The 17819-nt window shown below is 72.6% G+C and carries 19 protein-coding genes; 12 read left to right on the top strand and 7 right to left on the bottom strand.

From position 1 onward, the window contains the following. Positions 1 to 139 precede the first annotated feature (139 nt). The 5 genes from ACFVT2_RS17445 (at position 140) to ACFVT2_RS17425 (ending at position 5626) form a co-directional block, all read left to right on the top strand. On the top strand, positions 140 to 1111 hold the full coding sequence (locus tag ACFVT2_RS17445) for an ABC transporter ATP-binding protein (protein ID WP_390018253.1): 972 nt from the start codon (positions 140 to 142) through the stop codon (positions 1109 to 1111). Beyond that, entirely contained in the window at positions 1108 to 1845 is a 738-nt protein-coding gene (locus tag ACFVT2_RS17440; protein ID WP_390018250.1) for an ABC transporter permease, read from the top strand. The genes ACFVT2_RS17445 and ACFVT2_RS17440 overlap by 4 nt, the downstream gene beginning before the upstream one ends. Continuing rightward, positions 1842 to 3122, top strand: a complete 1281-nt coding sequence (locus ACFVT2_RS17435; protein WP_390018247.1) for a sensor histidine kinase — start codon at positions 1842 to 1844, stop codon at positions 3120 to 3122. Before ACFVT2_RS17440 ends, ACFVT2_RS17435 begins: the two co-directional genes overlap by 4 nt. Before the next feature lie 249 nt (positions 3123 to 3371). Then, a complete protein-coding gene (locus tag ACFVT2_RS17430; protein ID WP_390018244.1) occupies positions 3372 to 3977 on the top strand; it encodes a response regulator in 606 nt (201 codons plus the stop codon). 527 nt (positions 3978 to 4504) lie between these two features. Further along, the gene (locus tag ACFVT2_RS17425) at positions 4505 to 5626 is read left to right on the top strand and encodes a PP2C family protein-serine/threonine phosphatase (protein WP_390018241.1); all 1122 of its coding nucleotides are present in this window, start codon (positions 4505 to 4507) and stop codon (positions 5624 to 5626) included. A gap of 58 nt (positions 5627 to 5684) precedes the next feature. On the opposite strand, the gene ACFVT2_RS17420 is transcribed toward ACFVT2_RS17425, so the two are convergent. Further along, entirely contained in the window at positions 5685 to 6554 is an 870-nt protein-coding gene (locus ACFVT2_RS17420) for a tetratricopeptide repeat protein (protein WP_390018238.1), read from the bottom strand. Between the two features lie 17 nt (positions 6555 to 6571). Further along, positions 6572 to 7615, bottom strand: a complete 1044-nt coding sequence (locus tag ACFVT2_RS17415; protein WP_390018235.1) for a GNAT family N-acetyltransferase — start codon at positions 7613 to 7615, stop codon at positions 6572 to 6574. Positions 7616 to 7757: 142 nt separating this feature from the next. On the opposite strand from ACFVT2_RS17415, the gene fdxA reads away from it, so the two are divergent. Together fdxA and dapC are read left to right on the top strand one after the other, a co-directional pair. Continuing rightward, the gene (fdxA, locus tag ACFVT2_RS17410) at positions 7758 to 8090 is read left to right on the top strand and encodes a ferredoxin (RefSeq protein WP_390018232.1); all 333 of its coding nucleotides are present in this window, start codon (positions 7758 to 7760) and stop codon (positions 8088 to 8090) included. Between the two features lie 192 nt (positions 8091 to 8282). Beyond that, positions 8283 to 9410: a succinyldiaminopimelate transaminase gene (dapC, locus tag ACFVT2_RS17405; RefSeq protein ID WP_390018510.1), complete on the top strand. Its 1128-nt coding sequence runs from the start codon at positions 8283 to 8285 to the stop codon at positions 9408 to 9410. A gap of 78 nt (positions 9411 to 9488) precedes the next feature. On the opposite strand, the gene ACFVT2_RS17400 is transcribed toward dapC, so the two are convergent. Together ACFVT2_RS17400 and ACFVT2_RS17395 are read right to left on the bottom strand one after the other, a co-directional pair. Then, positions 9489 to 9947, bottom strand: coding sequence for an ATP-binding protein (locus tag ACFVT2_RS17400; RefSeq protein ID WP_390018229.1), 459 nt, complete (start codon positions 9945 to 9947; stop codon positions 9489 to 9491). A 319-nt stretch (positions 9948 to 10266) separates the two neighbouring features. Next, positions 10267 to 11199 (bottom strand): heavy metal transporter, encoded by a 933-nt coding sequence (locus ACFVT2_RS17395; protein WP_390018226.1) that lies wholly within the window; start codon positions 11197 to 11199, stop codon positions 10267 to 10269. 41 nt (positions 11200 to 11240) lie between these two features. On the opposite strand from ACFVT2_RS17395, the gene dapE reads away from it, so the two are divergent. Next, a complete protein-coding gene (dapE, locus tag ACFVT2_RS17390) occupies positions 11241 to 12341 on the top strand; it encodes a succinyl-diaminopimelate desuccinylase (protein WP_390018223.1) in 1101 nt (366 codons plus the stop codon). Positions 12342 to 12500: 159 nt separating this feature from the next. Beyond that, positions 12501 to 13253 (top strand): TIGR00730 family Rossman fold protein, encoded by a 753-nt coding sequence (locus ACFVT2_RS17385; RefSeq protein ID WP_390018220.1) that lies wholly within the window; start codon positions 12501 to 12503, stop codon positions 13251 to 13253. 51 nt (positions 13254 to 13304) lie between these two features. Here the strand turns inward: ACFVT2_RS17385 and folP are convergent, their stop codons facing one another. After that, positions 13305 to 14165, bottom strand: coding sequence for a dihydropteroate synthase (gene folP / locus ACFVT2_RS17380; protein ID WP_390018217.1), 861 nt, complete (start codon positions 14163 to 14165; stop codon positions 13305 to 13307). Between the two features lie 95 nt (positions 14166 to 14260). Between folP and ACFVT2_RS17375 the strand changes: the two genes are divergently transcribed. Next, positions 14261 to 14803 carry a DivIVA domain-containing protein gene (locus ACFVT2_RS17375; RefSeq protein ID WP_390018214.1) on the top strand — a complete coding sequence of 181 codons (543 nt, stop codon included), beginning with the start codon at positions 14261 to 14263 and terminating at the stop codon, positions 14801 to 14803. Beyond that, a complete protein-coding gene (locus ACFVT2_RS17370) occupies positions 14800 to 15405 on the top strand; it encodes a DNA-3-methyladenine glycosylase I (RefSeq protein ID WP_390018211.1) in 606 nt (201 codons plus the stop codon). Before ACFVT2_RS17375 ends, ACFVT2_RS17370 begins: the two co-directional genes overlap by 4 nt. 72 nt (positions 15406 to 15477) lie before the next feature. Here the strand turns inward: ACFVT2_RS17370 and ACFVT2_RS17365 are convergent, their stop codons facing one another. Continuing rightward, positions 15478 to 16278, bottom strand: a complete 801-nt coding sequence (locus tag ACFVT2_RS17365; protein WP_390018208.1) for an enoyl-CoA hydratase/isomerase family protein — start codon at positions 16276 to 16278, stop codon at positions 15478 to 15480. Positions 16279 to 16601: 323 nt separating this feature from the next. Here ACFVT2_RS17365 and ACFVT2_RS17360 point away from each other — a divergent pair, with 323 nt between their 5' ends. Continuing rightward, on the top strand, positions 16602 to 16769 hold the full coding sequence (locus ACFVT2_RS17360) for a DUF3117 domain-containing protein (RefSeq protein WP_003985072.1): 168 nt from the start codon (positions 16602 to 16604) through the stop codon (positions 16767 to 16769). Positions 16770 to 16860: 91 nt separating this feature from the next. On the opposite strand, the gene ACFVT2_RS17355 is transcribed toward ACFVT2_RS17360, so the two are convergent. Beyond that, a complete protein-coding gene (locus ACFVT2_RS17355) occupies positions 16861 to 17544 on the bottom strand; it encodes an O-methyltransferase (protein ID WP_390018204.1) in 684 nt (227 codons plus the stop codon). Positions 17545 to 17819: the final 275 nt, after the last annotated feature.

Here is a 17819-nt window from a genome sequence, read left to right as displayed (position 1 = left end):
ACGGAAAGCGCAGGTCAGAAGCCCTCTAGGGCGAGTCCTCCGGGATTCCCCTAGGGGGCTTCACCCATGACATCTGTCATGCCACCTTGCGGACACCTGACACTGCCGAACGGCGCGACGATCCAGGAAGCTGAATGCCATGACGACGACAGCTACCACCACAGCCACCACCGCGCAGGGCGCGGGACGGGCCCCGGTGGTCAGCTTCCAGGGGGTCAGTAAGAGTTACGGCGCGGTGCGCGCGGTGGCCGACCTGCACCTGGAGCTGCACCCCGGCGAGACCGTCGCCCTCCTCGGCCCCAACGGCGCCGGCAAGTCCTCCACCCTCGACCTGCTCCTCGGTCTGCGCACCCCCGACACCGGGTCGGTGTCCCTCTTCGGCACCACCCCGCAGCGCGCCATCCAGTTGGGCAGGGTCGGCGCGATGCTCCAGAGCGGCGGCCTGATGGAGGGCGTCAAGGTTCGGGAGCTGGTCCAGCTCGCCCGCGATCTGCACCCGCACGGTTATCCGGTGGATCAGATCCTGGCCTCCGCAGGCATCACGGACATCGCCGACCGGGTGGTCGGCAAGCTCTCCGGCGGCCAGGAGCAGCGGGTGCGGTTCGCCCTCGCCACCGCCGGCGCCAACGACCTCATCGTGCTGGACGAGCCCACCACCGGCATGGACGTCTCGTCCCGGCAGACCTTCTGGGGCGCCATGCGCCGCCAGGCCCAGGAGGGCCGCACGGTCCTCTTCGCCACGCACTACCTCGAAGAGGCCGACGAGATCGCCGACCGGGTGATCGTGCTGCACCGCGGCCGGGTGCTGGCCGACGGCACCTCCGCCGAGATCAAGGCCCGGGCCGGCGCCCGCCGGATCACCTTCGACCTGGACGAGCTGGTCGACCGCGGCGCCCTGGAGGCACTGCCGCACCTCACCTCGCTGACCGTGTCCAACGGCGGCTCCGCCGCGGGCTCCGGGCACACCGTCCGCATCCAGTCCCAGGACGCCGACGCCACCGTGCACGCCCTCTACGGTCTCGGCCTCTACCCGCGCAACCTCGAAGTCTCCGGCCTCGGCCTGGAGCAGGCGTTCATCGCCATCACCACCGCCGAGGAGGCGGCCCGATGACCACCCTGATCAAGCTTGAGATCCTCCGCGCGCTGCGCAACAAGAAGTTCATGTTCTTCTCGGTGATCTACCCGCCGGCCCTCTACCTGATCATCGCGGGCGGCGCGGACAGCAAGCCGATCCCCGGAACCAGCCTCAACATGGGGCTGTACTACATGGTCTCGATGGCCGCGTTCGGCGCCATGACCGCCGTCCTGCTGGGCAACAGCGAGCGCATCGCCAAGGAGCGCGAGCAGGGCTGGGTCCGCCAGCTGCGGCTGACCGCACTGCCCGGCCGCGGCTACGTCGCCGCCAAGATAGCCGCCGCGGCCACGGTCAGCCTGCCGTCGATCCTGCTGGTCATGATCGCCGCCGCCGCGGTCAAGGGGGTCCGCCTCGAAGCCTGGCAGTGGCTCGCCATCGCCGTCGGCACCTGGCTCGGCAGCTTCGTCTTCGCCGCCCTGGGTGTCGCCATCGGCTACCTGGCCAGTGGCGATGCGGTCCGCCCGGTCTCCATGCTCTGCTTCTTCGCGCTGGCCTTCCTCGGCGGCCTGTGGATGCCGATGACGCTGCTGCCGCAGTGGGTGCAGAACATCTCCGAGTGGTTGCCGACGCACGCGTACGCGGCGCTGGGTACGGCCGTCGAGGCCGGCGGCGCGCCGCACGTCAAGGACATGGCGATCCTGCTGGGCTACCTCGTCCTCTTCGTGGGTGGTGCGGCCTGGCTGTACCGCAAGGACACTCGGAAGGCATGAGACCGGTGGAGACGAAGAGCGGACCCGACGACCGGAACCCGGTCCTGATCGGGCAGCGCCCGCGCAGTCGCCGCCAGGCCCTCAGCAAGTCGATGTGGATCGGCGTCTGGCTGCTCTACCTCGCCGACCCGGTGGGGGAGCTGACCAGCCACGGCTTCACCACTGCTGAGCGGATCTGCGGCATCGTGGGCCTCACGCTCTTCGTCCTCGCCTACGTCGTCCTGATCGTCCGCCATATGTGGCACAAGCCGCCCGTCTCGCTGCGGTACACCCCGCTGGCCGTGATGCTGGCGCTGTCCGTCGCCCTGACGTGGACGCTGGGCTTCTCCTGGCTGGTGCTGTTCATCTTCACCAGCGTGGCCTCCGCCGTGGTGCTGCCCTGGCAGCACTCCCGCTGGATCATCCCGCTCATCACCCTGGTGCTGATAGCGATCGGCGCCCGCTACCCGGAGATCCGCAACTACTACCTCTTCGCCTACGCCCTACCCGCCCTCGGCAGTGGCTTCGTCATGATCGGCGTGCAGAACCTGGTCCGCACCACCCAGGAACTCCGCGTCGCCCGAGAGGAGGTCGCCCGCCTCGCCGCCAACGAGGAGCGGCTGCGGCTCGCCCGCGATCTGCACGACCTCCTGGGTCACTCGCTCTCCCTGATAACCCTCAAGAGCGAGCTGGCCGGGCGGATGCTGCCCGACCGCCCCGAGGACGCCGCCAAACAGGTCGCCGACATCGAGCAGGTCAGCCGCCAGGCCCTGGTCGACGTCCGCGAAGCGGTCACCGGCTACCGCCGCCCCCGCCTGGCCGTGGAGCTGGCCGGCGCCCGCGCCGCGCTGCGCACCGCCGGCATCGCGCTCACCGCCGACCCGGCCCTGGAGGGCGAGCCCCGCGGGCTGACCGCCGACACCGAGGGCGCCCTGGCCTGGGCGCTGCGCGAGGCGGTCACCAATGTCGTCCGGCACAGTGGCGCCCACCGCTGCGAACTGCTGCTCACCGAGGAGTGGGAGGCCGACGACCGGCACTACGTCTGCCTCACGGTGAACGACGACGGCGACGGCCCGCTCCGCAGCCAGCACGACGGCAACGGCCTCACCGGCCTCCGCGAGCGGCTGGCCCTCACCGACGGTCACCTGGAGACCGGCCAGGCCCCCGGGTCCCGGGGCTTCGCCCTGCGCGCATACGTTCCCAGGACCACCCCGACCGCGTCCCCGGAGGATCCGATACCCGTGCCGGACACCTCCCCGGAGCCGGTGACCGGGCCTCCGGTGAACGGCCCGGTCTAGGCCGGTCCAGGCCCTGCCGTCGGCTCACGTCGGCTGTGCAGAGGGCGCGCGGGGCGGCGTTCGGCCGTGCTCTCGGTAAGCCGGGCGTGCTCTCGGTGCCTCGGCCGTGCTCTCGGTGCGTCGGGCGTCGACCCGCAACCAGAAGCGTGACGACAGGGCCTGGAGCCGCCGCTCCGCCGGGATCGCCCCAGGCAGCGGTCGCGCGGGCTCCCGGCCGCCGCGGCCGGGTCAGGTCGTAAGCTGGCCGGCATGATCAGACTGCTGCTGGCGGAGGACCAGTCGATGGTCCGGGAGGCGCTGGCGGCGCTGCTGTCCCTGGAGGACGACCTGGACGTCGTCGCCCAGGCGGCACGCGGCGACGAGGTCCTCGCCCAGGCGCGGGCCCACGAGGTCGACGTCGCGCTGCTGGACATCGAGATGCCGGGCCTGAGCGGCCTGGACGCCGCGGCCCGGCTGCGCGCCGAGCTGCCCGACGTGAAGGTCGTCATCCTCACCACCTTCGGCCGCCCGGGCTATCTGCGCCGGGCCATGGAGGCGGGCGCGGACGCCTTCCTGGTCAAGGACGCCCCGGCGGCCCAGCTGGCGGACGCCGTGCGCCGGGTGCTGCGCGGCGAGCGGGTCATCGACCCGGCACTGGCGGTGGCCGCGCTGGCCGACGGCGCCAGCCCGCTGACCGAGCGCGAGCGCGAGGTGCTGCACGCCGCCGCCGACGGCTCCACCAACGCTGAGATCGCCGCCGCACTGCACCTCTCCCGGGGCACGGTCCGCAACTACCTCTCGCTCGCCATCCAGAAGACCGGCGCCCGCAACCGCGCCGAGGCGGTCCGCACCGCCCGCGACAAGGGCTGGCTCTAGGGGGCCTGCCCGGCGGACCAGGACCCGGAGAGGCCCCAACGGGGACTGGCGCAGCGGCCTCGCAAGGCGCCGGAGTGGCCAGGTAGCCGAGCCATCGGGACGTCTCAGCAACGCGACGTGGGGCACCTCCCAGCGTCAGCTGGGGGAGTGCCGCGCCGGACACCGGAGCGGCCTGACAGCGGAGCTATCGGGACGTTTCGGCAACGCGGCGAGGAGCCGTGCCAGACGCCCCGGCCCCGGCCCCGGCCCCGGCCCCAGACCCGGAGCCGGACCCGGACCCGGACCCGGCGTGATCCACCGGACCGGCCCCAGGCGCGGCCAGCAGACCCGAAGCCGAGTTCCACGGCACCGGACGCCGCGGGTCATCCACGCCGGCCCGAGGGACCGACCCCACCAGCCCCCTGCCCCGGGCCGCCCTACCGCCGCCGGCCCGCCCCACCGGCGCCGCTTCCGGGACCTTCGCCAGGGGGCGGGTGGACCTTCGCCCCTGTGCGCGCTCGCGGAACGTCCCGCAGGCTTGAAGTGTCATGCCAGCCCATCGCCCCGCCGAGGGCAGCCTCCTCGCCCCCGTGCTGCTGATCCTCGCCATCCTGGTCGTCGCGACGGTGGATGCCACGACCGGCCCGGAGCTGCACATCTCCGCGTTCATGGGGATCGCCCCGCTGGTCGCCGCGCTGCGCTGCTCCTACCACCGCACGCTGCTGGTGGCCGTCGTCTACGTCGTCTCCCTCACCTACGTCGATCTGCTGACGGTGCCCGACTGGGCCCCCGCCAGCCGGGTCGTCGGCGTCTTCGGGGCGTTCCTGGTGGGCGTCTTCGCCCTCGTGCTGTGCCGTACCCGGCTCGAACGCGAGGCGCTGCACGCCCGCACCACCCTGGTGGCCGACACCGTGCAGCGGGCGATGCTGCGCGAGCTGCCGCTCCGAGCCGGCCCCCTGGAGGCGTACGGCTTCTACGTGTCCGCCCAGGAGGGCGCCCGGGTCGGCGGCGACATCTACGAGGCCGTCGACACCCCGCACGGGCTGCGGCTGATGATCGGCGACGTCCAGGGCAAGGGCATGCCGGCGATCGGCGCGGGCCTGGAGGTGCTGGCGTCGTTCCGGGAGGCGGCCCAGTACCAGGATTCGCTGGAGGGGGTGGCCGGCCGGATGGAGCAGGCACTGACCCGCTACAACGCCCGCTCCGCCAAGGAGGGCACCGACGAGCGGTTCGTCACCGCGCTGCTGCTGGAGGTCCGCGGCCCGGGCCGGGCCCGGCTCCTGTCCTGCGGACACATCCCGTACTACCTGGTGCGGGACGGCCTCGTCCACGAGCGCTCCGACGGCGAGGGCGGGCTCCCGCTGGGACTCGGCGGGCTCAGCCGCGAGCCCCGCCGGAGCGTCCGCATCCAGCCGGAACCGAGCGACTGGGCGGTGCTGTGTACGGACGGCGTCACCGAGGCCCGCGGTGGCGACGGCGGCTTCTACCCCCTGGCCGAGCGGATCGCCGCCCGCATCGACCTGGAACCCGCCGACCTGGCCCGCACCCTCCGCGCCGACCTGGAGCACTTCACCGGCGGCGACCTGAAGGACGACGCCACGCTGCTGGTGGTCCGCCGCACCCCGGTCAACGAGACCGCGCCCGCACCGGCCCGATCCGTAGCGGCTTGACCGGGGCGGATTGGGGCGGACTGGGGCGGACCGAGCCGGACCAGGGCGGGCCGCCCGCTCAGTTCAGCCGGGCCCGGGCCGCTGCGGCCTCCCGGCGCACCGCGGTCGCGGCCGCCGGCTGGACCGGCTCCAGCACCCGCGCGTACTCCTCCAGCTCGGCCGCCCCCGTCAGGAACTCGCCCCGCTGGACGAGGAGTTGCGCGCGCTCGTGGCGCAGCCGCGCCGGATGACTGGGCAGCAGCAAGGACAGGTCCAGCGCCCACAGCTGCACCGCACTGTGTTCCGGGCGGGCCTGGGCCCAGGCCCGGATGTTGTTGAGGATCCGCTGGACGATCTCCAACGGGCCGGCCGGGGCCAGCATCCCCGGGGACAGCGCCTCACCGGTCGCGCCCGCGACGATCATCGCCGCGTCCTGGTCGGTGAGCAGCCGCCCGCCCTCGAACGGATCGGCCAGCACGTGCCGCCCGGCCGGATCGCCCAGGCCGATGACGAAGTGCCCCGGCAGCGCCACCCCGTACACCGGCGCCCCGGCCCGCCGGGCGACCTCCGTCCAGACCACCGACAGCAGGATCGGCAGCCCGCGGCGCCGCCGCAGCACCTCGTGCAGCAGCGACGACTCCAGCCTGCGGTAGTCGCCGGGCGAGCCGCCGAAGCCCTGCCGGGTGCCCAGCAGCTCGGCGAGGTTCCGGGCCCACGCGCCCGGGCCGCCGACGGGGGAGTAGGGCAGCAGACCGGCCAGCCGGTCCAGTTCGATCTGTGCCGCGTCGATACCGGCCTCGTCCAGGGCCGGATCCGCCTCGGCGCCGATCAGCAGGCACAGCAGCGCGAGGTCCGGCCGCTCCTCGCGGGCCGCCGCGGCGAACTGCCGCCGCCGCTCGTCGCGCGCCGCATGCCGCTCCGGCTCCCCGCGCTCCGCTCGCTCGCCCATATCGGACGGATACCCCCTCAGGACCCGGCCGCGCCGCCGGCCGGGCCGCGACGATAGTGATAGCCGTGGTGCTCGACGAACCCCAGCCCGTCGTACAGCGCCAAGGCCCCCGCATTGTCCGTCTCGACCTGGAGGTAGGCCGCCGAGGCACCCTCCTGGAGGGCCCGCTCGGCGAGCGCCGCCATCACCAGTGTCGCCAGTCCCCGGCGCCGCTGCCCTGGGGCGGTCTCCACCGCCGCGAAGCCCGCCCAGCGCCCGTCGACGACCAGTCGCCCGATCGCCGCGGTCCCGCCGTCCGGCGCCGGCACCCGCGCGAACCACACCGAGGGGCCACCGGTCAGCACCGCCCGGGCCTCCGCCGTGGGCGTGCCGGCCCGGTTGTAGAGGGTCAGCCAGTCGGTGTCCGGTTGCCGGGAGAGCCGCACGCCCGAAATGTCCGCTTCGGTGTCCGCGAGCGGTGCCAGGGCCGCGATCCGCACGGAGGTGTGCGCCTCGTCGGACCAGCCGCGGGCGGCCAGTTCCGCGGCCAGCCGCTCGTCGGCGTCGGCCCGCCCGGTGGCGACGGTGACCAAGGTGGGCAGCCCGCGGTCGGCGTACCACCGGGTGGCCCGGGCCAGCGCCTCGTCCAGCGGGACACCGGGGTCGCCGAGCGGCAGCACGGAGTTGGCCCGTCGGGTGAACCCCACCCGTCGCCCGACCACCGCCTCCTGGATCGCGGCCCGCAGTGTCCACTCCCCGAGACGTTCGGTCTCGATGGCCGGCCAACCTCGGGCCGCGACCCTCTGGAGCTCGCGCACCGTGGCCGCCGGGACCTTCCTGCGGGCCGGCGCCGCCGGGACGACCTTGGCCGCTACCAGCGAGGATTCCTCCACCCGTACGCTTTCGCCGCTGCGCCGTGTGATGCTCAGCACACCGTCGTTCCACGATGTGAGAATCCCGACCGCGTCCGTGAACGCCGGCTCTCCGGCCCGAGCCCCGGTCAAGCGCCGGACGGATACCCTTTTGCCCACGTCAGCATGGGTGATCCGGACCTCTGCGCGTCCGCCGGCGAGGAATTCCATCGCTCTCTAACCGCCCCTCTTGTTCGTCTCGTGCCCGGGAACGGAGATACTAGGTGGCGGGCATCGACGACGCCGCGCTCCCGCGCGCCCAGCGGCGGTACCGCCCATCGGTCCGCCGGCCCTACCGAGGAGGAACGACAGCGTGACCTACGTCATCGCGCAGCCTTGTGTCGACGTCAAGGACAAGGCATGCATCGAGGAGTGCCCCGTCGACTGCATCTACGAGGGCTCCCGGTCCTTGTACATCCACCCGGACGAATGCGTCGACTGTGGTGCCTGTGAGCCGGTCTGCCCGGTGGAGGCGATCTTCTACGAGGACGACACCCCGGAGGAGTGGAAGGACTACTACAAGGCGAACGTGGAGTTCTTCGACGAGCTCGGTTCCCCGGGTGGTGCCAGCAAGCTCGGTCTGATCGAGCGCGACCACCCGTTCATCGCCGCGCTGCCGCCGCAGAACCAGGACCAGGACCACTGATCACCCTCCGGAGGGACGGAGGGGAGCCGGCCCGCTCCCCCGTGCCTCCGAGGCTGCTGGGGTAGCCCCGGCATGAGCTGGGGAAGGCCGCACGGCACCGCCCGGTCCCGTACGGCCCACCCGCCGTACGGGACCGAGGCGTTTTCGCGCGCCGACGTCCCCCGCGCCACTCCGTACGAGAAAGAGAGCACCGTGGGCGCAGTCTCCTCCCGCCACCCGTCAGGCACGTCGCCCCGCGACCGACTGCCCGTCTTCCCCTGGGACCGCCTGGAGCCGTACAAGGCGACCGCCGCGGCGCACGCCGACGGCATCGTCGACCTGTCCGTCGGCACCCCGGTGGACCCGGTGCCCGCGCTGGTCCGGCAGGCACTCACCGACGCGGCGGACAGCCCGGGCTATCCCACGGTGTGGGGCACCGCGGCACTGCGGGACGCGCTCACCGGATGGGCCGCCGACCGCCTCGGCGCCCCCGGCCTGGAGCACACCAACGTGCTGCCGGTCGTCGGCTCCAAGGAACTCGTCGCCTGGCTGCCGACCCAGCTGGGCCTGGGCGCCGGCGACAAGGTGGCCTACCCGCGGCTGGCCTACCCCACCTACGAGGTCGGCGCCCGCCTGGCCGGCGCCGAGCCGGTCGTCTACGACGAGCCCACCGAGCTCGACCCGGCCGGCCTGAAGCTGCTCTGGCTGAACTCCCCGTCCAACCCCACCGGCCGGGTGCTCACCCTCGACGAACTGCGCCGCACCGTCGCCTGGGCCCGCGAGCACGGCGTTCTGGTCTTCAGCGACGAGTGCTACCTCGAACTGGGCTGGGAGGCCGAGCCGGTCTCCGTCCTGCACCCGGACGTCTGCGGCGGCTCCTACGAGGGCATCGTCGCCGTCCACTCGCTGTCCAAGCGCTCCAACCTCGCCGGCTACCGCTCCGCGTTCCTGCTGGGCGACGCCGCGGTCCTCGGTGAGCTGCTGCAGATCCGCAAGCACGGCGGGATGATGGTGGCCGCGCCGGTCCAGGCCGCCACCGTCGCGGCGCTGGGCGACACCGCGCACGTCGCCGAGCAGCGCGACCGTTACGCCCGCCGGCGCGCCGCGCTGCGCACCGCCTTCGAGGCCGCGGGCTTCCGCATCGAGCACAGCGAGGCGTCGCTCTACCTCTGGGCGACCCGCGACGAGCCCTGCTGGGACACCGTCGGCGACCTCGCCAAGCGCGGCATCCTGGTCGCCCCCGGCGAGTTCTACGGCGCCGCGGGGGAGCGGTTCGTCCGGATCGCCTTCACCGCCACCGACGAACGGGTGGCGGCCGCGGTGCGCCGCCTGGCCGAATGAACCGCTGACCCGCAGACGTGCGCGGGGGCCCGGGGAGAGATCCCCGGGCCCCCGCGGCGTTGCGCGGTGTGCGGTGGCTCAGCGGCCGATCGGCATCCCGCCGATCAGGCCGTGGACCGGCGTCTGCGCTCCCTGGGGCGCACCGAACAGGCCCTTGACGGTGTCGGTGGCCAGGGAGTTGGTCGAGGCCCCCTTCTTCGCCACCGGGCGGGCCACGCCCTCCGCCTTGCGGGCGGTGTCCTGGGTGAGCGGTGCGGCCTCCTCGACGACCGGGGCGAGGGTCCGCACCAGGGCGGGCGCGAGGTTCTGCGCGGCCTCGGCACCGGTCTTGTTGACGAGCGAGAGGCCGGTCCGGGCGGTGTTGTCCAGGGCCTTGCTGGTGCTTGCGGAGTCCAGGGTGGTCAGTCCGCCCACTTCGCGGCCCGACGGAGGCAGGTTCACGGCGCTCGCGGATCCGGCCGCAGCGACCACGGGAGCTGCGCCCGCTGCGACCAGCAGGGCGGCTCGGGCGATCCGACGCGTAACGGGGAGGGACATGGTGCTCCTTTTACGGAGAAGGACTCGTACTTCTGACAGATGTGCCATGTCCGCCGGGCGGACGGACGCCCTGATTACCGCGTCAGGAGTCCGAAGGTTGCGGTGAACTCCGGTAAAGAATTGGCAACGTGTCACATAATCTGCCCTGGATAAAGATGAGCAATATGTGCACGCCCCGAAGCCGTGCGGAAACGTCACAGACCTTTAAACGCACGGGAATTGGCCGAGGATACGGTTTCAACCAGGTGAAAACCCGGACTGGGAAAGGGGATTGTCGTCCGACACGGTCCAACCGGCCGGATTCCCGTGGGTCGGCGCGCTACTGCGCGGTGACGATCCGCACCCCGCCCGCGGCGTCCCCGGTCGCCGTCGCGCCCTGCCAACCCTTGTCCGAATCGGCCGCCGTCCACGTCCGCCCGGCGTAGGAGATCCGCTCGACGTGCAGGTCGGCGGCGTGCGCCAGCGCCCAGTTCGCCAGCCGCCAGCCGCGCTGCGCGGCATCGTCGGTCGCCGCGGCGTACCCGTCCGGCTGCACCGGCACCGTCAGGCTGCGGCCGGCCGCCGCGGTGCGCCCGCTGCTGCCCTCCGTCCGCGGCAGCACCTCGGAACCGAACTCCCGCACCAACTTCTCCCGCACCTTCGCCGCGCCGTCCGGCCCGGCACTGTCCACGGGGTGGCTCACGGTGCAGCTCAACACGCCCCCGTTCCGGCCGGTCAGCGCCCCGGTGAGCAGCGCCGCATTCGCCTCGTGCTTGGCGTACGCCTGCGGATAGCCGCTGCGCTGCACCTTCTGTGCGGCAACGGTCAGTGGCAGTCGGGAATAGCCGGGAACTTTCACCAGATGGCGGTAGAACTCCCCGGATGAATAGACCGGGTCCATGATCTGTTTCACGGTGCCCCAGTCCTGCGACGGCCGTTGCTGGAAAAGCCCCACCGAATCCCGGTCGCCGAAATTGATGTTGCGCAGCCCGGACTCCTGCATGGCGGTCGCCAGCGCGATCGTCACCGCCCGCTCCGGCAGCCCGCGCGAGGTCGCCACCGCGGAGATCGTCGCGGCGTTCGCGGCCTGCTCGGGGCTGAGCTCGTACGGATCCCCGCCGCCCTGTACGCGCACCGCGCAGCGGGGCGCCCCGGGGCCGCTGGTGACGTACTGCACCAAGAGGTACGCAACCACCCCGAGGAGGACGGCGAACGCCGCGGCAGTACGCCACAGGCGGGCGCGGCGGGCACGGGACACGGGCTGGGCGGACACGCAGCACAACGTACCCGAGGGCTGCCGATAGGGTCGGCCCCATGGAGCGCTCCACTCACCCCGGCCTTGACCTGTCGCTGGACGCCGCCGCGCTGACCGCACAGCTCGTCGATTTCCCGTCCGAGAGCGGCAACGAGAAGGACCTCGCCGACGCCGTCGAGGACGCCCTGCGCGCCCTGCCGCACCTGACCGTCGACCGGTACGGCAACAACGTCGTCGCCCGCACGCACCTGGGGCGCGCCGAGCGGGTGGTGCTCGCCGGACACCTCGACACCGTGCCGATCGTGGACAACGTCCCCTCCCGGCTCGACGAGCACGGCGTCCTGTGGGGCTGCGGCACCTGCGACATGAAGTCCGGGGTCGCCGTCCAGCTCCGGATGGCCGCCACCGTCCCCGCCCCCAACCGGGACCTGACCTTCGTCTTCTACGACAACGAAGAGGTCGCCGCGCACCTCAACGGCCTGGGCCACGTCACCGACGCCCACCCCGACTGGCTCGCGGCCGACTTCGCCGTTCTCCTGGAGCCCTCCGACGGCCAGGTGGAGGGCGGCTGCCAGGGCACCCTGCGGGTGCTGCTGCGCACCAGTGGGGAGCGTGCGCACTCCGCACGCAGCTGGATGGGCGCCAACGCGATCCACGCCGCCGCCCCCATCCTGGCGAAGCTCGCCGCCTACGAGCCGCGCCGCCCGGTCATCGACGGCCTGGAGTACCGCGAGGGCCTCAACGCGGTCCGCATCGAGGGCGGCGTGGCGGGCAACGTCATCCCGGACGCGTGCACCGTCACCGTCAACTTCCGCTACGCACCGGACCGCACCCCCGAGGAGGCGGTGGCCCACGTCCGCGAGGTCTTCGCGGACTGCCCCGTGGACGAGTTCGTCATCGACGACCACTCCCCGGGGGCGCTGCCGGGGCTGTCCCACCCGGCCGCCAAGGCGTTCATGGAAGCCGTCGGCGGCAGCGCGATGCCCAAGTTCGGCTGGACCGACGTCTCCCGCTTCAGCGCCCTCGGCGTCCCGGCCGTCAACTACGGGCCCGGCGAAGCCCTGCTCGCCCACAAGAAGGACGAGCGGGTCGCGGTCGACCGCATCCTGCACTGCGAGGAGCGGCTGCGCGCCTGGCTGACCGCCGGCCCGACCACCTGACGGCCCGCGCGGGCACCCGGCCGGCGGGACCGTTCGGGACCGTCCGGAGCCGGACGGTCCCGCCGGCGTCCGTCCGCATACCCATCGAATTCCCCTCCGCGTCACACCGGCGGATCTACGCTGAAGTGGCAAACGATCTGTCAGCGGAGGGAGCACGTCATGGCCAACCCCGAGGGAGCGTACGTCCCTGAGGAGCAGCGGCTGGGCCCCGTACTGCGCCGCCACGACCAGGTGCAGACCGGCACGACGACGGACCAGCGGCTGCTGGACTCCGAAGGACCCTCCGAGTGGGTGCACACCGATCCCTGGCGCGTGATGCGCATTCAGTCGGAGTTCGTCGAGGGCTTCGGCGCCCTGGCCGAGCTGGGCCCGGCCGTCAGCGTCTTCGGTTCGGCCCGCACCCCGCGCGGCACGGCGGAGTACGACGCCGGGGTGCGGATCGGCGCGGCGCTGGTGAAGGCCGGCTTCTCGGTGATCACCGGCGGCGGTCCGGGGGCCATGGAGGCCGCCAACAAGGGCGCCTTCGAGGCCGGCGGCACCTCCGTCGGGCTCGGCATCGAGCTGCCCTTCGAGCAGGGCATGAACGCGTACGTGAACCTCGGGGTCGACTTCCGCTACTTCTTCGTCCGGAAGACCTGCTTCGTGAAGTACGCGCGCGGGTTCGTCGTCCTCCCCGGCGGACTCGGCACCCTCGACGAGCTCTTCGAGGCGCTGACCCTCGTCCAGACCCGCAAGGTCACCCGCTTCCCGATCGTGCTCTTCGGCTCGGACTACTGGAGCGGGCTGCTCTCCTGGCTGCGCGAGACCGTGGTCGCCCAGGGGAAGGCGTCGCCGCAGGACCTGGAGCTCTTCCACCTCAGCGACGACGTGGACGAGGCCATCGCGCTGGTGACCAAGGAGGTCGGGATCTGAGCACGCGGTGCCCGGGACCGGTCCGCACCGGTCCCGGGCAACCCGCCCGGGTCACGCCAGGCCGCGGCGGGCGACCGCCGGCGGCCGGTGGCCGGCGATCGAGGCCACCATGTCCAGCACCTGGCGGGTCTCGGCGACCTCGTGGACGCGGTAGACCTGGGCGCCGAGCCAGGCCGAGACCGCGGTGGTCGCCAGGGTGCCCAGCACCCGCTCCTTGACCGGCTTGTCCAGCGTCTCGCCGACGAAGTCCTTGTTGGACAGCGAGACCAGCACCGGCCATCCGGTCTCCGCCATCTCGCCCAGCCGCCGGGTGGCCTCCAGGCTGTGCCGGGTGTTCTTCCCGAAGTCGTGCCCCGGATCGATCAGGATCCCGTCCCGCCGGACGCCCAACGCGGCGGCCCGCTCGGCCAGTCCGAGCGTCACCCGCAGGATGTCGGCCATCACGTCCTCGTACACCACCCGGTGCGGCCGGGTACGCGGTTCGACGCCGCCGGCGTGAGTGCACACCAGGCCCACGTCGTACCGCGCGGCGACCTCGGCGAGCCGGGGATCGACCCCGCCCCAGGCGTCGTTGAGCAGGTCAGCGCCGGCCTCGCACACCGCCTCGGCGACCTCGTGCCGCCAGGTGTCGACGCTGATCACCACGTCGGGGTGGCGGCGGCGCACCTCGGCCACGAACCCGACCGTGCGGCGGGCCTCCTCCTCGGCGCTCACCTCCTCGCCCGGGCCGGCCTTGACGCCGCCGATGTCGATGATCGCGGCGCCCTCGGCGATCGCGTGCTCCACGCGGTGCAGCGCGGGTTCGTCGCGGAACGTTGCGCCCTGGTCGTAGAAGGAGTCCGGCGTCCTGTTGACGATCGCCATGATCACTGGCTCCTGCGCCCCGAACTCGCGTTTTCCCAGCCGCAGCATTTCCCTGACTCCCTCTCCGTGGTCCGGGAGCGACCCTAACTGTCAGACCCGCATGGCACGATCGGTGCAGGCACTTGAAGTCCGGGGAGTTGGTCGTGTTCTGGTTCATGCTGATCGCGATGGTCGTGGTGGTGGCCGCGGTCACGCTGGTCGTCGTCGGCGGGGGTGACGCCGGCGGCGAGGGCGGCGGACTGCGCGACGCCGAGCCCGCGGGGCTCCACGACCCGCTGCCGCAGGACCGCCCGCTGGCCCGGGCCGACGTGGAGGCCGTCCGGCTGCCGGTGACCGTCCGCGGCTACCGCATGGACGACGTCGACGACGTGCTGGACCGCCTCGGCGCCGAGTTGGCCGAGCGGGACGCCCGGATCGCCGAGCTGGAGGCGGCGCTGGCCGGCGCCCATGCCTCGGCGATGGGCGGGGCGGGGCTGGTGGCGGACCTTCCGCCCGGTTCCGACCCGGCCGGGGGGCCAGGACGAACCGGCACACCGGACACACCGGATGCACCGGGCGCCTTGGGTTCGCAGGACCCGCAGGACCCGCAGGGCCCCCGGGACGGCAGCGCGCGGCCCGGTGGCCCGGAAGCTTCGAAGCGCAAAGACGACGACGTGACGTCAGGAGAAGGGGAGGGCCGGTCATGACCGGAGTGGTGACGGCTCCCGACGGGGTCCCGCGCTGTCCGTGGGGGATGGAGTCGGAGCAGATGGCGGACTACCGCGCCTACCACGACACCGAGTGGGGCCGGCCGGTCCACGGTGACGACGCGCTCTTCGAGCGGATGAGCCTGGAGGCGTTCCAGTCCGGGCTGTCCTGGATCACCATCCTGCGGCGCCGGGAGGGCTTCCGCGCCGCGTTCGCCGGCTTCCGGATCGCCGAGGTGGCCCGGTTCACCGACGAGGACGCCGCGCGGCTCCTCACCGACCAGGCCATCATCCGCAACCGCGCCAAGATCACCGCGACGATCGGCAACGCCAAGCTCGCCGCCGCGCTGGCCCCAGGCGAGCTCGACGCCCTGATCTGGTCCTACGCCCCGGCCCGGACCGGCCGCCCGGTGCCGCGCACCACCGGCGACGTGCAGCCGGTGACCGCGGAGTCCACAGCCCTCGCCAAGGACCTCAAGAAGCGCGGCTTCAGATTCGTCGGCCCCACCACCGCGTACGCCATGATGCAGGCCTGCGGTCTGGTCAACGATCACCTCGCGGCCTGCCATGCGCGTGCGGTGGTGGAGGCGGCGGCCGGCTGACCTCCCCCAGCTCACGCTGGGAGGCGCCCCCGGCCGGGCCCGCCGTCCGCCGGGGTCACCAGGCGGACGGCGTCACCGTCCCAGGTAGACCGGCTTCTCCTTCTTGACGAACGCCTCCACCGCGCGGTGGTGGTCCTCCGATGCGCCGGCCCGGACCTGGAGCTCGTCCTCCTTGTCCAGGGTCTCGGCGAGCGCGTGCCCGGCGCCGTAGGCCAGCGACTCCTTGATCGCGGCGTAGGCGGCGGTCGGCCCCTCAGCCAGCCGGCGGGCCACCGCGGCGGCCGCGTCGGCCAACTCGTCGCCCGGGACGACCTGGTTGGCGATGCCCAGCTCGTGGGCCTCCTGGGCGCCGATCGAGCGCGGGAAGAGCAGCAGGTCGGCGGCGCGGCCGTGGCCGATCAGCCGCGGCAGCGTCCAGGACATCCCGGAGTCCGCGGTCAGTGCGACGCCCGCGAACGAGGTGTTGAAGGAGGCGGTGTCGGCGACCACGCGGTAGTCGGCGGCCAGTGCGAAGCCCGCGCCGGCGCCCGCGGCGACCCCGTTGACCCCCGCCACCACCGGCTTGGGCATCCCGGCCAGCGCCGTGACGATGGGGTTGTAGTGCTCCCGCACGGTGTTCATGGTGTGCCCGGTGCCGGTCTCCCGGTCCTCGGCCAGCAGCCCGATGTGTTCCTTGAGGTCCTGCCCGACGCAGAAGGCGCGCCCGGTGGCGGTCAGCAGCACCGCGCGCACGGCCGGGTCGGCGGCGGCCTCCTGGAGGATGTCCCGGAGCGCGACCTTCGCCTCCGTGTTCATCGCGTTCATTGCATCGGGGCGGTTGAGCGTGACCGTCGCCAGTCCGTCGGTCACGTCGTAGAGCACGGTGTCGGCCATAGTGGAGTCCCCTCCGTCGCGGCTCTGGACTGCCCGGTAACGGCAGCCAGCGCTCAGGATGCCGGAGATCATCCGCGGTCGACATGTGACGTACGTCAAAGATTGCGGGCGCGCCGGGTGGTGGAGAGCGGCAAAGTATCGCAGCCCGCTCCCCGAATTGGGTGGGTTTGCGGGAGCGCGTTGCCAAAGGGATGCCCCCTGATGTTGGTCATCGGGTCGTTCGATGCGGGATAATGGCCTGGAAGCAATGTGTTCGACGCCGGTGACACGCGCCTATCAAGGCCGCCGGCTGAGATGAGCTGGTTTCAGGAAGGGGAACGAGCATGGCGGCCATGAAGCCGCGGACGGGCGACGGCCCGCTCGAGGTGACCAAGGAGGGGCGGGGCATCGTCATGCGCGTTCCGCTCGAAGGCGGCGGGCGGCTCGTCGTCGAGCTGACCCCCGACGAAGCCAAGGCCCTGGGTGAGGCCCTGGAGAAGGTCACCGTCTGACGAGGGCGGAGAAACCGCTGCGGTCTTTCGGGGATTCCACCCCGGGTACCTCCAGCCGGATACCCCGGGCCCGGCACGGGGTGCGGCCGGCTCAGCCGCGCTTGACCGCGCAGAGCAGTCCGTCGCCGACCGGCAGCAGGGCCGGCACCAGCGCCTTGCTCTCCCGTATCGCCCGCAGGAGCTCGCGGACCCGCAGCACCTCCGCCGGCTGCTCCGCGGAGTCGACCGTCCGGCCGTCCGCGAAGACGCCCTGGAAGCAGACCAGGCCGCCGGGGCGCAGCAGCCGCAACGATTCAGCGAGGTACTCCAGGTACTCCAGGAGGTCGCCGTCGCAGAAGACGAGGTCGTAGCCACCGTCCGCCAGGCGCGGCAGGACGTCCAGGGCCCGGCCGGGGATGAAGCGGGCGCGGTTGCCGGCGAAGCCCGCGGCGCGGAACGCCTGCTTGGCGAAGGTCTGCCGCTCCGGTTCGAGGTCCACGGTGGTCAGCACGCCGTCCGGGCGCATGCCGTGCAGGAGGTAGATGCCCGACACTCCCGTGCCGGTGCCGATCTCGGCGACCGCCTTGGCGTCCGCGGTGGCGGCGAGCAGCCGCAGGGCCGCGCCGGTGCCGGCGGTCACCGTGCGGACGCCGACCTCCCGGGCACGGTCGCGGCACCAGAGCAGGGCGGCGTGGGCGGCGTCGTCGATGGTCCCGGCGCCGTACGCCTCGGCGAATGCCAAGCTCGTCTGCCGGTTGCCGGTAATGGCCCTCTCCTGTCCCCGTAGTTGACGCAACCGTGACTGTATCCGCTGTGCGTGGGAACCCGCAGATGGGACCGGGCGTTAGGAGTGGCAAGGGGGAGAGACGGGGGGACGCACCGGTGGATACCACGCAAGAGGCCGGGCGAGAGCCGCGGCAGGACGAGAAGCCACACCAAATGCTGGTCAAAACTGCTTATCCGGAGCTAACGGGCGAGGTGGATATGGTAGGGGCTCTACTGGACACCACCAGAGCCACCAGGGGAGGTGCGGCTGCGACGGGTGACCGAAGGGTGCGCCGTAGGCGCTTG

The organism is Streptomyces sp. NPDC058000, assembly GCF_042886435.1.
GTDB lineage: Bacteria > Actinomycetota > Actinomycetes > Streptomycetales > Streptomycetaceae > Streptomyces.
This window is presented reverse-complemented; position numbering and strand designations above follow the sequence as displayed.

Bases quoted from the DNA above. Each gene is read 5' to 3' on its own strand.
- ACFVT2_RS17415 (WP_390018235.1), bottom strand. From the start codon at position 7,615: ATGGAATTCCTCGCCGGCGGACGCGCAGAGGTCCGGATCACCCATGCT.
- folP (WP_390018217.1), bottom strand. From the start codon at position 14,165: ATGCTGCGGCTGGGAAAACGCGAGTTCGGGGCGCAGGAGCCAGTGATC.
- ACFVT2_RS17445 (WP_390018253.1), top strand. From the start codon at position 140: ATGACGACGACAGCTACCACCACAGCCACCACCGCGCAGGGCGCGGGA.
- ACFVT2_RS17360 (WP_003985072.1), top strand. From the start codon at position 16,602: ATGGCGGCCATGAAGCCGCGGACGGGCGACGGCCCGCTCGAGGTGACC.
- ACFVT2_RS17370 (WP_390018211.1), top strand. From the start codon at position 14,800: ATGACCGGAGTGGTGACGGCTCCCGACGGGGTCCCGCGCTGTCCGTGG.
- ACFVT2_RS17365 (WP_390018208.1), bottom strand. From the start codon at position 16,278: ATGGCCGACACCGTGCTCTACGACGTGACCGACGGACTGGCGACGGTC.
- ACFVT2_RS17440 (WP_390018250.1), top strand. From the start codon at position 1,108: ATGACCACCCTGATCAAGCTTGAGATCCTCCGCGCGCTGCGCAACAAG.
- dapE (WP_390018223.1), top strand. From the start codon at position 11,241: ATGGAGCGCTCCACTCACCCCGGCCTTGACCTGTCGCTGGACGCCGCC.
- ACFVT2_RS17425 (WP_390018241.1), top strand. From the start codon at position 4,505: ATGCCAGCCCATCGCCCCGCCGAGGGCAGCCTCCTCGCCCCCGTGCTG.
- ACFVT2_RS17430 (WP_390018244.1), top strand. From the start codon at position 3,372: ATGATCAGACTGCTGCTGGCGGAGGACCAGTCGATGGTCCGGGAGGCG.
- ACFVT2_RS17435 (WP_390018247.1), top strand. From the start codon at position 1,842: ATGAGACCGGTGGAGACGAAGAGCGGACCCGACGACCGGAACCCGGTC.
- ACFVT2_RS17420 (WP_390018238.1), bottom strand. From the start codon at position 6,554: ATGGGCGAGCGAGCGGAGCGCGGGGAGCCGGAGCGGCATGCGGCGCGC.
- ACFVT2_RS17400 (WP_390018229.1), bottom strand. From the start codon at position 9,947: ATGTCCCTCCCCGTTACGCGTCGGATCGCCCGAGCCGCCCTGCTGGTC.
- ACFVT2_RS17385 (WP_390018220.1), top strand. From the start codon at position 12,501: ATGGCCAACCCCGAGGGAGCGTACGTCCCTGAGGAGCAGCGGCTGGGC.